12 protein-coding genes are annotated in these 12,673 nt (G+C 47.0%); 9 read left to right on the plus strand and 3 right to left on the minus strand.

Annotated elements, in window-relative coordinates:
- Nucleotides 1–8: 8 nt before the first annotated feature.
- Nucleotides 9–1,631 carry a biosynthetic-type acetolactate synthase large subunit gene (gene ilvB, locus ACI3EW_RS04825; protein WP_405582457.1) on the minus strand — a complete coding sequence of 541 codons (1,623 nt, stop codon included), beginning with the start codon at nucleotides 1,629–1,631 and terminating at the stop codon, nucleotides 9–11.
- A gap of 460 nt (nucleotides 1,632–2,091) precedes the next feature.
- Between ilvB and ACI3EW_RS04830 the strand changes: the two genes are divergently transcribed.
- Entirely contained in the window at nucleotides 2,092–2,781 is a 690-nt protein-coding gene (locus tag ACI3EW_RS04830; protein WP_215703116.1) for a hypothetical protein, read from the plus strand.
- Nucleotides 2,782–3,085: 304 nt separating this feature from the next.
- A complete protein-coding gene (locus ACI3EW_RS04835; protein ID WP_405582461.1) occupies nucleotides 3,086–3,337 on the plus strand; it encodes a hypothetical protein in 252 nt (83 codons plus the stop codon).
- 170 nt (nucleotides 3,338–3,507) lie between these two features.
- On the opposite strand, the gene ACI3EW_RS04840 is transcribed toward ACI3EW_RS04835, so the two are convergent.
- The gene (locus ACI3EW_RS04840; RefSeq protein ID WP_118298823.1) at nucleotides 3,508–3,891 is read right to left on the minus strand and encodes a metal-dependent transcriptional regulator; all 384 of its coding nucleotides are present in this window, start codon (nucleotides 3,889–3,891) and stop codon (nucleotides 3,508–3,510) included.
- Between the two features lie 517 nt (nucleotides 3,892–4,408).
- Between ACI3EW_RS04840 and ACI3EW_RS04845 the strand changes: the two genes are divergently transcribed.
- The 3 genes from ACI3EW_RS04845 (at nucleotide 4,409) to ACI3EW_RS04855 (ending at nucleotide 5,815) form a co-directional block, all read left to right on the plus strand.
- Nucleotides 4,409–4,690 (plus strand): DUF2325 domain-containing protein, encoded by a 282-nt coding sequence (locus ACI3EW_RS04845; protein ID WP_118298822.1) that lies wholly within the window; start codon nucleotides 4,409–4,411, stop codon nucleotides 4,688–4,690.
- Between the two features lie 22 nt (nucleotides 4,691–4,712).
- The gene (locus tag ACI3EW_RS04850; RefSeq protein ID WP_182426708.1) at nucleotides 4,713–5,300 is read left to right on the plus strand and encodes a DUF3793 family protein; all 588 of its coding nucleotides are present in this window, start codon (nucleotides 4,713–4,715) and stop codon (nucleotides 5,298–5,300) included.
- An 80-nt stretch (nucleotides 5,301–5,380) separates the two neighbouring features.
- A complete protein-coding gene (locus ACI3EW_RS04855) occupies nucleotides 5,381–5,815 on the plus strand; it encodes a flavodoxin (RefSeq protein WP_118298820.1) in 435 nt (144 codons plus the stop codon).
- 120 nt (nucleotides 5,816–5,935) lie between these two features.
- Here ACI3EW_RS04855 and ACI3EW_RS04860 read toward each other — a convergent pair whose 3' ends face one another.
- Complete coding sequence (locus ACI3EW_RS04860) at nucleotides 5,936–7,246, minus strand: hypothetical protein (protein WP_405580407.1); 1,311 nt, start codon at nucleotides 7,244–7,246, stop codon at nucleotides 5,936–5,938.
- A gap of 426 nt (nucleotides 7,247–7,672) precedes the next feature.
- Between ACI3EW_RS04860 and gdhA the strand changes: the two genes are divergently transcribed.
- The 4 genes from gdhA (at nucleotide 7,673) to ACI3EW_RS04880 (ending at nucleotide 12,566) form a co-directional block, all read left to right on the plus strand.
- A complete protein-coding gene (gene gdhA / locus ACI3EW_RS04865) occupies nucleotides 7,673–9,025 on the plus strand; it encodes an NADP-specific glutamate dehydrogenase (protein WP_015555083.1) in 1,353 nt (450 codons plus the stop codon).
- A gap of 443 nt (nucleotides 9,026–9,468) precedes the next feature.
- Nucleotides 9,469–10,413: a D-2-hydroxyacid dehydrogenase gene (locus ACI3EW_RS04870; protein ID WP_118529347.1), complete on the plus strand. Its 945-nt coding sequence runs from the start codon at nucleotides 9,469–9,471 to the stop codon at nucleotides 10,411–10,413.
- Between the two features lie 82 nt (nucleotides 10,414–10,495).
- On the plus strand, nucleotides 10,496–11,677 hold the full coding sequence (locus ACI3EW_RS04875; protein WP_117512827.1) for a M20 metallopeptidase family protein: 1,182 nt from the start codon (nucleotides 10,496–10,498) through the stop codon (nucleotides 11,675–11,677).
- A 145-nt stretch (nucleotides 11,678–11,822) separates the two neighbouring features.
- A complete protein-coding gene (locus ACI3EW_RS04880) occupies nucleotides 11,823–12,566 on the plus strand; it encodes a zinc ribbon domain-containing protein (RefSeq protein ID WP_485663311.1) in 744 nt (247 codons plus the stop codon).
- The last annotated feature ends 107 nt before the right edge of the window (nucleotides 12,567–12,673 follow it).

Raw genomic sequence — 12,673 nt, forward strand, 5'->3', positions numbered from 1 at the left:
CGTTCTCCTTATTTCGTATTATTGTGGCTGTCGACTTCGCAGACCATGAGGCATGCTTTGTCGCAGGCGAGGAAACGGTCGAGCTCCGCGTCAAGAGTTTCGTTGCTGTCGCAGTGGAAATATTCCATATCGTAGGCAGCGGCGATTTCGGCATATTTCGGATAATCGTAGAGCTGGACACCGAAATAATGTTCCTCGTAAGTCTTTTCCTGATGCTCACGGACGAGACCGAGATAGTGGTTTCTCATGACAAGGATCTTTATCGGGACCTTGTTTACTGCGATGGTTCCAAGCTCGTACATGGACATCTGGAAGGAACCGTCACCGCAGACAACGACGACCTGCTTGTCCGGAGTACACATCTTCGCTCCGATTCCAGCCGGGATCGAGTAGCCCATAGTTCCCATACCGCCGCTCGTGAGGAAACGGCCGTTTTTCATCACATAGTTGTCGGCGGACCAGAGCTGGTTCTGTCCGACATCGGCAACATAGATCGCGTCATCATCCATTTTCTCGGAGAGATGCTGGACTAAGAGCATCGGATTTACGAGCTTGTCACTGAAAACACGGTGGTCAACGGTACTCTTCTTGATATCGTGGAGTGTCTCGATCCACTGTGTCGTGTCGATGGAGATATTCTCCTGCAGGAGGCGGTCGAAAATATTCTTGATATCGCCGACCAGTGGGATCGTCGGTCCAAGGTTTTTGCCGATCTCAGCGGTATCGATATCGATGTGGATGATGTTGACCTGCTGTTCCAGGTTTTCCGGCTTCGGAACGGCGCGGTCTGCGATCCTTGCGCCCGCGATGATCAGAAGGTCACTGTTTGCGACCGCGCGGTTTGCGTAAGGTTTTCCGTTGTTTCCGAGCATACCGAAGTAGAGCGGGTGGTTCTTCGGCATGACACCGATTCCCATCATCGTTGTGACAAGCGGGATATTGTTTTTCTCGCAGAACTGGCGGACACATTCCTCACCATTTCCGAGGATCACGCCGCCGCCGGCACAGATCAACGGCTTTTTCGCCTTGTTGATCGCTGCGACTACCTTGTGCATCTGTGGGTTGTTTCCCTTTGTATTCGGCTTGTATCCGCGGATATTGACCTCAGATGTGTAGTCGAAGGATTTCTTTAAGAGGTCCATCTGGACATCGCAGGGAATATCGATAAGGACCGGTCCCTTTCGTCCGGTGGAGGCGATATAGAAAGCTTCCTTAAAGATACGCGGAATATCATCGGCGCTTTTTACAAGATAGCTGTACTTAACAAAAGATTCTGTGGAACCACGCATGTCGGCTTCCTGGAATACATCACGTCCAAGGAGATTGGAGTTTACCTGCCCGGTGATCGCGATAAGCGGAATACTGTCGGCGTAAGCTGTCGCCAGTGCCGTGATCAGGTTTGTCGCGCCTGGGCCGGAGGACGTTACGCAGACCGCAGCTTTTCTGGAGATGCGGGCGTAGCCGCTTGCGGCGTGTCCGGCAGCCTGTTCCTGGCGGACGAGGACATGCTCGATGGTTCCGGCATTATATAAGGCCTCATAAAACGGGGAGATCGCAACGCCCGGATATCCGAAGATCCTGGTTACGCCCTCTTCCTCGAGGCATTTGACCATAGCTTCTGCACCATTCATAATAACTAAAAATACCCCCTCAAGTAAGCGTTTAAAAGATGTCTGGGGGCAAAAAAATGATGATTTTGCCCTTTAAAATCTTTGAAGATAGTTAATAAGAATTATATCGCATACTGAGAGGGGATGTCAATGTGAAAGGGCGGGAGAAAGGGCATTTTGCAGGATTTTATGGGGAAACCTGCGAACTTGAAGCGAAAAGGAAAGTATGTTATGATTGACTGGTAAAGTTTGGAAAATACGATAAAATGAAATAAAAAATCTGACAGAACGGGAGTTTAGACAAGTGTCAAACTCCCGACGAAAGTGGTTTCAAGATTCAAAGAATATTTTCTCATGTCATTTCTTTCCGCCCTCATTTTGCCACTTTTCCATAAGAGAAGCGTAAGACTCGTCAAGTTGCATTTCGTTCGGAGATAAGCTATAATGGAATGAGTGCTAAATTTAAGTGAGGTGGATCGCTATGAAAAAATCGATCAAGACAGCTATCTTCGCATGCATCTTTGCGGCAGCATTCCAGATCACGGCGTTTGCCGGATTTACCTGGAGAGTTGAGAGCGCGGACAGTTCCTATGTGGGGACGACGAATGTGACTGTGACAAATACATCGGGAAAGAAAGAGACGGAGGATGCGCCGATCGTGAAGAGAGGAACCGTCGTGACGTTTACGGAGGCGGCAGCGAGTGCGACTTATACGGTAAGGGCATATGATGGGATGGGAAATCCGATCCGGGATTTCAGCGCGTCTCTCGGAACGGTAAAGAAAGGCGGTACTCTCCAGTATACACTGGACTGGAACGCGAGAAAGTCGGAAGGAAAGTCCTCCTACACAGGACAGGCCGGTGCCTTTGAAATCCAGGCGAAGGATTCCGACGGAAAGACATGGAGACAGAGATTTGTGATCAATAATGTCTGCGCGTCAGGTGTGCTCTCCAATATGTACCTCTACAGCAAAGGTGCTCTCTACCAGTGGAAGAGCAATTCCAAAGGCTGGTGGGTGGACAAAAAGTCCGGCGGCTACCTCACAAATGCCTGGTTCCAGTCGCCGGTGAGCGGACTCTGGTACTATATGGGCTCTGACGGATATATGCTGACGAATACGACAACTCCGGATGGATATAAGGTCAATGCAAGTGGTGTGTGGGTGAAATAGTACTGCACTATAAAGATTCTGGAAAAGTCATGGCAGGAAAAGCCCTGTGTTCAGATATTCTACGGATCTGAAATGCGAAATATCGGTAAAATGTCGCCATAGTGTGTGTGTAAAAAATTGCATGTCATAAATGATAATTTACTTAAATGAGAAAAGTTCTCAATAAGAATCTTCCATTTTCTGCAAAAAGGTGTATGATAAAAATAGTTAGCAGCACCTAACAAACGGCTCGCGATCCACCCGGATCACATGAAAAACTTCCGATGGGAACGGCCGCTTTTAACGCAACTCCTGCGGGAGGGAAATGGAGCAGATCATGGGAAGATTTTATCAGCTTTCAAAGAAGATTTCGGAGCAGGAGGCATCGGAGATCATGCGGGAAGTCCTGGAACTTCCGGATATCCGGGATGCCGAGATCATTGATGACCGCAGCCGGGTCAGAGTTGAGACGAAGGACAATGTGTTTATCGATGTGATGAGTACGGTTGTAAATATTTTCCGCCGCGTGGCAGGCGGATGCGAGCTGTCCTTTGCGGGATTCGCTTATAAGGACTGAGGAGCAATAAAAAGAAAAGTGTGCGGGAAATCGCGCGCGGCAATAAAAAGCGCAGGATCATGGACTTATTGGAGTCTGTGATCGCTGCGCTTTTTTGTTGAATTGCATTTCAGACATTTTTAAGGACGTTCATAATGAAAATGGAACTTTCGAGAGAAGTTTTACATTACTCAATTCTTCGCTTCAGAAGAATATTTCTTAATATGTTCCTTGATCGCCGCAAAGCTCTCAGCACTGATATCGTGCTCGATGCGGCACGCGTCCTCGAGAGCTGTCTTTTCACTGACTCCGAGGTCCATCAGCCATTTGGAGAGGGCCGTGTGGCGCTCATAGATCGTCTCGGCGATCCGGCGGCCTTCGTCGGTCAGTGTAATGTGTCCCTCGTCATTTACCAGGATCAGATTGTTGACCCGGAGATTTTTCATTGCGACACTGACGCTTGGTTTCGAGAAGCCGAGCTCGGTCGCGATATCGATAGAACGCACATACGGCTGTTTTTCACTTAACATTAAAATTGTCTCAAGATAGTTTTCAGCGGATTCCTGGATTTTCAAATAATTACCCCCATATATTGGAACATCATGCAGCTTTGTGCCGGAAATCTCCGGATTAAACAGAGCTGCGTCTGCAGGTGTCAGTCAGTTAAACGAAGTTTACAGGATTCTTTATCTTCCTGTTCATGTCTTATCACAGTCAGTATAACGTGTGTGCAAGGTTGCCTTTTCACGGGCATGGAGTGCCCGTGTACTGTAACGAGTGCAGACCTGTTGAACAGTTATAATTCGTCCTTCTACTATAACACAAGATATGGACTGAGTCAAAGTTAATTCCACTTGTTTTTGAAAATCTATAAAGATTTTTGAACCGAAAAGTCCGGATCGGCAGCATGAGTGATCGGGCTGTTCGCTGCCATTTCGCGTGGCGGGATAAATGCGATAGGACCATACGATTAGCTAAAACTAACTAATGAGAAAAACTCTCAATAGCAGATATTGACATTAAAGTTAGCTTATGCTAACCTTATATCATCAGTTAGACGGAGCTAACCTTTAAGCAAAGGAGGAATATTACATGAGCGTTGTTATTATCGGCGGACATGACCGCATGGTCAGACAGTATAAAGAAATTTGTGAAAATCATAAATATAAAGCGAAAGTTTTTACCCAGATGAAGACAGGACTCGATAAGCTGATCGGAAGACCGGATCTTCTGATCCTGTTTACAAATACGGTATCCCACAAGATGGTACGCTGCGTACTGGACGAGGTGGATGAGGACCGTACCGATATCGTCCGCTGTCATACGAGCAGCGGAACAGCACTGGCTGAAATCCTCGAAAAGCATAGCGCGTGATGTTCAGAAAGGCGGTATACGCATGAGCGAAGAGATCTTCGGGGCAGTACAGAAGCTCCCGGTGAACGGAACGAAGAAGCAGGTTGTTTTGCAGTGCGCGCCGCTTCTCACAGGGATCAAATTATCAAATCTCCTGAATGTGCGCTCAGATCAGAAAGAGGAAGTGCTCCGGATCTTTGAAGGATCACCGGTCTGCTGCAGAGTGCTCTACGAATTTCAGGGAAGATTGTCCATCCTTTTATATCGTCCGGGAATGCTTGCGGCATACCTGGAGCGCGAAGATGTAAAAAAACTGATGACATCTTTCGGGTATGAAAATCCGGATCTGGAAGAAACTTTGAACAGGATCGCGGATGCTTATCAGGATCATATGAACGGAAAGCGCGGATTTCCGCATGAGATCGGACTTGTCCTCGGCTATCCGCCGGTGGATGTGGAAGGATTTATCGAAAAAGAAGGCAGAGATTTTCTGTACTCCGGATACTGGAAAGTATATGGAAATCTGGAAGATACATTAAAAACATTTGAAGCTTACGATCAGGCGAGAGATTATGTGATCGGCATGACCGGAAACGGGAATGAAATCAGGGATATCCTGGCGGCATCTTAAATACCGCCGGTTCCAATTATAAAAGCGGCGGACGGCGAGGTCCGGGTTACCGCAAAACAAATTTCAGGAGGAAATCAAAAATGGATAAGGTTATTGTTGCATACTGGTCCCAGACAGGAAATACAGCTGCTATGGCTGCAGCAGTCGGCGAAGGAATCACAGAGGCAGGAAAAGAGGCTGTTGTCACAGATATCTCTTCCGTTTCCATGGATGACTTAAAGGAAGCTTCCGCTTTCGCACTCGGATGCCCGGCAATGGGAGCTGAGGTTCTTGAGGAAGGCGAGATGGAGCCGTTCGTAACAGAAGTTGAGGCTTTCGCAGCTGGCAAGAAGATCGGTCTGTTCGGTTCCTATGGTTGGGGAGACGGCCAGTGGATGAGAGACTGGGAAGACAGAATGAAAGCTGCAGGCGCAACTGTTGTCGGTGGTGAGGGCGTGATCTGCCAGGAAACACCGGATGACGATGCACTTGCAAACTGCAAGGCACTTGGAAAAGAGCTCGCTGCATTAGCATAAGAGAGCAACTGCAAAGAAGTGTGCCGGGAAATATTCTAATAGGAAGATAAAAAGACACAGCCGGGAGAGGATGCAGTCCCGGCTGTGTCTTTTTTTGTTTCCATGCATTTGGCATGAAGATCAGAAAAACGTCCGTATAAAATTGCCCTTGCAGAACCGGTACTGCCTTGTCGGACGGCCTTTTCCCTCCTGCTTCTGCGACTCGATCTCTTCTATTAAATTGGAGTCGAGAAGCTGCTGAAGGATCCGGTTGCAGCTGCGGCTTGTGATATTGAGCCACTGGGAGAGGGAGGCGGCTGTCATGACCGTGTCTTTATCCATCTGGAAGAGACCGACGATCTTTAAGAGATTACTCTCATTGATCCCATTCTTCTGGGAGTAATCAAGCGCTTTCGTGTTGGAATAACTGTAGTTTAAGGATCTGGTGAGGGAGAGCGGTCCTGTGAGAGCGTTGTCCTCGCCGGAGATGACGAAACCATCGTTCTTTCCGTATTTGACTGCTTCCTGCAGTGCGAGATCTGCCTGATAATGGCTTTCGCCCAGTGATTTTCCGAATCCGGCACCGAGACGGAATTCGAGGTCGCCCTTCTGGTCCAGGAAAGCGATGAGATCTTGGATCCTGCTGAAACTGCTCTTATAGAGATCACTGTCGAGAGCGAGCTCGAACCGGTTAGAGACGGCGTGAATGGCGAAATCGTAATTGTATTCCTTCCGGAAATCTAGGAGATATTTGTGCAGCGTGATCTCCAGATATTCCCTGTCCTGGGAAGAAATATTATCCGGATAGACAAGCTTTATGAGGATCACGAGCTTGTTGAGCTGGCTTTTCTGCTTTAAGCGGATGGAGTTTACCGCGTGGCGGATCGAGTCGCGGACCATCTCCTCGGTCGGAAGAAAGTGGATGTACGGGATCTGGAGCTTATTGAGGACCTCCAGCTGATTGGTCGTTCTCGTAAACATCATATCGATCTTTTTCTCTTTCCACAGCTCTACGGCGCGTTCCTTTAATGTCTCATAATTATAGACGGGATTTTCAAAGCAGTAGGGCATGTGCTCCGGATCCAGGTATTTTTTCAGATTCATGAAATCATTGACCGGAGTCAGAAAATCGATATAAAGTCTGTTCAGCGGAACATCAGGGTAATGGATCACGAAATTTAAAAGAATGGACAGGAGCGTCTTCTCCGTATAGGAAATAAAGGTGCAGGGGACTTTCAGGTCGTCCACATGCGTCAGAATATAGGAATATCCGAGCTCACCGGAGAAGAAGAGGACATCCGAGATGTCTTTACACTGGTCATATATGTCCTTAATTTCCTCCAGACTCTCGTAGACATACTTGTGAAATACGCATCCGAAATCGTTGTGTTCGATCGCTTTATCGATGACAGCCATTGATTTTAAAGGACTTATGATGCTGATACTGATCATGGCCGAACCTCCTTTTATATATGAAAAAATGATATAAAGACATGCTATTAACGACAGCTATGTCGATAAATCGGCTTTTGTAAGAATCGTACCACAGATTGTTGACAAAGTCAAAAGGGTATGTTAGAATAAAGACAAATAAAGGACGTAAGCAAAATGAGTCTTAAATAAATCAAGGGATTCGAAAGATCCGTATTGAGGGAAATACAGAAGCTTTCGGATCGCGTGATGCAGCGAGAAATCCTGTATACATAGTGAAAACAACGTATTATATATGGTATTTAAACTGTATATACAAAAGATACAAAAGTTTTCTCGGAAATCCAATTAAGGACTTGGTTGAGACTCACGAGCAAAGGAAAGTCTTTTATTAGTGCAAAATGGCACAGGGGTTTAAGAACCAACATTTAAGGAGGTATTTGCGAGATGAGCAAGTATGTTGAGAGGGTAATTGAGGACGTAAAAACTAAATACGCTAACGAGCCGGAGTTCTGCCAGACTGTAGAAGAAGTATTATCTTCCTTAGGTCCGGTTGTAGATGCACATCCGGAGTATGAGAAGGTTGCCCTTCTTGAGAGAATGGTAATCCCGGAGAGAGTTATCGAGTTCCGTGTTCCGTGGGAGGATGACAACGGAAACATTCATGTAAATACAGGTTACCGTGTACAGTTCAACGGAGCAATTGGACCGTACAAGGGAGGTTTAAGATTCGCACCGAGCGTAAACCTTTCCATCATGAAATTCTTAGGTTTCGAGCAGACATTCAAAGACAGCTTAACAACACTTCCGATCGGCGGCGCTAAGGGTGGTTCCGACTTCGATCCGAACGGCAAGAGCGATAGAGAAGTTATGAGATTCTGCCAGGCATTCATGACAGAGTTATATCGTCACATCGGTCCGGATGTCGATGTTCCGGCTGGTGACCTTGGTGTTGGCGGACGTGAGATCGGTTATCTGTTCGGTCAGTACAGAAAACTTAGAGGAGCTTACGAGAACGGCGTATTAACAGGTAAGGCTCGTTCCTTCGGTGGTTCCTTAATTCGTCCGGAAGCTACAGGTTTCGGCGCTGTTTACTACCTTGAGTCTGTTATGAAACATGAGCATGACACATTAGAGGGTAAGACAGTTGCAGTTGCTGGTTTCGGTAACGTAGCTTGGGGCGTTGTACAGAAATTATCTGAGTTAGGTGCTAAGCCTGTTACACTTTCTGGCCCGGATGGATACATTTACGATCCGGACGGAATTACAACAAAAGAGAAATTCGACTTCATGCTTGAGATGAGAGCTTCTGGACGTAACAAAGTTCAGGACTACGCTGATAAGTTCGGCTGCAAGTTCGTAGCTGGAGACAAGCCGTGGGGCGAGAAAGTTGATATCATCATGCCGTGTGCTACACAGAACGATGTAGACCTTACACAGGCTAAGAGAATCGTTGCTAACAACATCAAGTACTACATCGAAGTTGCTAACATGCCGACAACAAACGAAGCTCTTAGATTCTTAATGGATCAGAAGAACATGGTTGTTGCTCCGTCTAAGGCTGTTAACGCTGGTGGTGTTCTTGTATCCGCTCTCGAGATGAGCCAGAACAGCGAGAGAATCTCCTGGACAGCTAAGGAAGTTGATGATAAGCTTCATCAGATCATGACAGAGATCCATGATGGTTCTGCTGAGTGCGCTGAGAAGTACGGCCTTGGTTACAACCTGGTTGCAGGTGCTAACATGGTTGGTTTCCAGAAGGTTGCAGATGCTATGATGGCTCAGGGTATCGCTTGGTAGTTTGAAGCGAACCTCGGATATCGAAGCCCGCGGTTTCTAAAAACTGCATAAGGGCACTAGGTACTGAATATAGGGGATGCTGTCGGGGAGTGTGCCCGACGGCATCCCTTTTCTGATTTATTGGAAAATGGATCAGAATTACTGCTGATGAGAGAATTTACTGTTTGTTTTTGCAGAAAAATGAAATATATGGGAATGTTTGGTGCAGATTCCGGATATTTGTCTGTGAGAGAAAAACAGTAAAGCAGAAGCGGGGAAAAAGAACATTTTATTCACAAAATGCTCAATGGGAATAAAATATTCTTTATTAAGAAAATAAATCAAATTCGCGAAAATACTTTACAAAATAATGTACTTCAAGTAAGATAGATGAGTACGGGGTATGATCCTCCATGTGGTTGATGGAGGAAAGGAACATTGTCCTGAAAGGAGAGTTTTTTATTATGAATTGTCTTATTATCGACAAAGTATGGGGTGGAATCGCTGAGGAACTCAGCAAAGTTATGAATGTTAAGACAGCTGCTAATCTTCCGTGCAGCAAAGAGGAGCTTATTGCAGAGATCGGTGATGTTGATGTCCTGATCATGCGTGTAGACCCGAAGATCGACAAAGAGATCATCGATGCTGCAAAGAACTTAAAGGTTATCGGTGTTTGCTCTGTTGGTTTAAACCACATCGATATGGATTACGCAAAATCCAAAGGAATCCAGGTATTCAACGCACCGGGCTTAAATGCAAACGCAGTTGCTGAGCTGACATTCTCCAAGATGTTAGATATCTCCCGTGGAACATTCGTAGCAAACTACGATGTAAAAGTAAAACACGAGTGGGATAAATATAAATTCGAAGGCCGCGAGCTGAGAGGCAAGACTCTTGGTATCATGGGCTTTGGCCGTATCGGTCAGCGTGTAGGTGAGCTTGGCCGTGCATTCAAGATGAACATCGTTGCTTACGATCCGTTCCTTCCGGACGACGTATTTAAGCAGCAGTGCGCAACAAAGGCTTCTATCGACGAGCTGATCAAGGTTGCTGATTTCATCTCTATCCATGTACCGCTGACACCGGAGACAAAGAATCTCTTCAATAAGAAATCCATCGCTGAGATGAAAGACGGCGCTGTTGTTCTTAACATGAGCCGTGGCGGTATCGTAAACGAGGCTGATATGTATGAAGCTCTGAAAGAGGGCAGAATCGGCGGCTACGCAGCAGACGTTATGGAGAACGAACTTGCAGGCAGCGGCTTAACAGGTAATGATACATTCGCAAGCCCACTGTTCGAGTGCGATAACTTCATCGTATCCCCGCACATCGGTGCTCAGTCTGTAGATGCTTCTAAGGACATCGGTGTTCATATCGTTGCTAAAGTTAAAGAGGCTCTTGGTTTATAATTCAGAGAACTCAGAAGAACCCGGAGACGGACTGTCGCCGGGTTCTTTTCATTAAGACTTCAAAAATAAGGAGGACATAAAAATGGGCACAATTACGGAGTCAGCAAAGGCTTTCATGCCGAAATTATCTGAAATCAGAAGAGATTTTCACATGCACCCGGAGGTTTCCCAGCATGAGGAAAGAACCGGAAAGAAGGTTGCAGAGTATCTGAAGGAGATGGGATGCGACGAAGTATATGAAAATGTCGGCGGATACGGTGTAGTCGGAGTTATCAAGGGAAAGAAACCGGGTAAAGTCGTTGCTCTCCGTGCGGATATGGACGCATTACAGATCCAGGAGATGAATGAGGTTCCTTATAAGTCCCAGAATGACGGTGTTATGCATGCCTGCGGACATGACAACCATATGACGGGTCTTCTTGGTGCTGCAATGCTTCTCTGTGAGAGAAGAGAAGAGATCGCCGGAACGGTGAAACTGATCTTCCAGCCTGCGGAGGAGATGTCTCCGGTTGGCGGATCCAGAGGAATGCTCCATTCCGGATATATGGATGATGTGGAAGCTGTATTCGGTCTTCATGTATGGCCGGATCTTCCGCACGGCAAGATCGGGGTGAAGGCAGGCCCGTTAATGGCTGCAACAGACCACTTTACGATCAATATCCATGGTAAGACTGCCCATGGCGCAAAACCGAATCAGGGTATTGACGCTGTTGTTCTCGGTTCCCAGTTCGTTATGGCCGCACAGACCATCGTCAGCAGAAAAGTTGATCCGCTTGACAATGCTGTTGTGACATTCGGTATTTTTAACGCAGGAACAAGATACAACATTATCGCAGGTGACTGTACACTGGACGGAACCGTTCGTACATTAAATGAGGACACCCGCGCGATGATCGAGGATTCTATGAGAAAGACTCTCGATGGTCTCTGCTTACAGTCCGGCGCAACTGCTGATATCAACTATGGCCACGGCTATCCGGCACTTGTAAATCATGAGGAGGACGCTGAGCTGATCCGCAATACAGCAATCAAGCTCTTCGGCAAAGATGATGTTGTGGATGTAAAACTCCCGGCTATGCCGGCGGAGGACTTCTCCTTCTATCTGAAAGAGAAGAAAGGCGCGTTTGTATGGCTCGGTACCGCTAAACAGGATCAGGATCCGGTATGGCCGTTACATAACAGCCGTTTTGATGTGGACGAGGATATCCTCTGGAGAGGTTCTTCTCTGTTAGCGCAGACTGCGATTGATTATTTAAATAAATAATAAGTGATTTCAGGGCGGCGGTTGGAGTGAAACTCTGGCAGGCTGCCCTGTTTTGTCTATGTGGTCAGCAGTTGAAAATACATGGTGAAACCACGATAACGAAAGGGGTCTGTTTGGAGGATTCCTTACAGTAGGAGGAAACGATATGACAGCAGGAAACGCGATCCTCATCGTCGCGATCGTGACTGGGCTGGGTCTGATCGGAGCTCTCTTTTTTGTGATGTTTAAGATACGGCAGATTTCGCGGGAATTTTTCGGAACCTCGAGTCTGATCGAAGGGCTGAAACGTCAGGAAGCGCTGGAGGACGATACACCGAAGTCGGTGTCCGGAATGACGAGGGTGGAACTTCCGCGGATCGAGAAGGATTTCCCGGAGTTTCACTGGCCGGAGTGGAAACAGAGGTGTGAAAATCAGCTAAAAGGCTATCTGGAGGCCTTGGAGCACCGGGATCTTTCTTATCTTGGAAACGTGTCCCTGTCATTGAAAGATCAGGTTCGCCTGAAGATCGAGGAGATGGAGGAGAAGGAGATCCGGGAAGAATTTGATGCGATCCATGTCCATCAGACAGAGATCTCCAGATATGACAAAAACCCGGGAAAGTGCAGGATCAGGATCCAGTCCTCTGTGGAGTATCTGCATACATTAAGGACGCCGGATAAAAAGAAAAATGTGGAGCGGGAAAAAGAGCAGCACCGCTTTAATATGGAACTCGTCTATATCCAGGATATCACAAAGATCAGGGGCGGAGAGACTGCGATCGGCGTCAGCTGTCCGCATTGCGGGGCTCCGATCGCGGGACTTGGAGACCGTGTCTGCCCGTACTGTGGAGGCGCTGTTGAGCCGGTGAATGTGAGAGTGTGGGAGCTGCACCGGATCGAAGAGGTGTGAAAAAAGAGACAGTCGCCAAGGTATCGCGCAAGCGTGGATTTTGGCTCGTTGTTTGTGTAAATAAAAAACGTGTGAAGAATGATTACTCATTTTCACACGTTTTTTTA

The organism is Pilosibacter rotomagensis (assembly GCF_045062245.2).
Lineage (GTDB): Bacteria > Bacillota > Clostridia > Lachnospirales > Lachnospiraceae > Pilosibacter.

Excerpts from the sequence above, each read along its gene's own strand:
- ilvB (WP_405582457.1), bottom strand. The coding sequence starts at position 1,631 with ATGAATGGTGCAGAAGCTATGGTCAAATGCCTCGAGGAAGAGGGCGTA.
- ACI3EW_RS04830 (WP_215703116.1), top strand. The coding sequence starts at position 2,092 with ATGAAAAAATCGATCAAGACAGCTATCTTCGCATGCATCTTTGCGGCA.
- ACI3EW_RS04835 (WP_405582461.1), top strand. The coding sequence starts at position 3,086 with ATGGAGCAGATCATGGGAAGATTTTATCAGCTTTCAAAGAAGATTTCG.
- ACI3EW_RS04845 (WP_118298822.1), top strand. The coding sequence starts at position 4,409 with ATGAGCGTTGTTATTATCGGCGGACATGACCGCATGGTCAGACAGTAT.
- ACI3EW_RS04850 (WP_182426708.1), top strand. The coding sequence starts at position 4,713 with ATGAGCGAAGAGATCTTCGGGGCAGTACAGAAGCTCCCGGTGAACGGA.
- ACI3EW_RS04855 (WP_118298820.1), top strand. The coding sequence starts at position 5,381 with ATGGATAAGGTTATTGTTGCATACTGGTCCCAGACAGGAAATACAGCT.
- ACI3EW_RS04860 (WP_405580407.1), bottom strand. The coding sequence starts at position 7,246 with ATGATCAGTATCAGCATCATAAGTCCTTTAAAATCAATGGCTGTCATC.
- gdhA (WP_015555083.1), top strand. The coding sequence starts at position 7,673 with ATGAGCAAGTATGTTGAGAGGGTAATTGAGGACGTAAAAACTAAATAC.
- ACI3EW_RS04870 (WP_118529347.1), top strand. The coding sequence starts at position 9,469 with ATGAATTGTCTTATTATCGACAAAGTATGGGGTGGAATCGCTGAGGAA.
- ACI3EW_RS04875 (WP_117512827.1), top strand. The coding sequence starts at position 10,496 with ATGGGCACAATTACGGAGTCAGCAAAGGCTTTCATGCCGAAATTATCT.
- ACI3EW_RS04880 (WP_485663311.1), top strand. The coding sequence starts at position 11,823 with ATGACAGCAGGAAACGCGATCCTCATCGTCGCGATCGTGACTGGGCTG.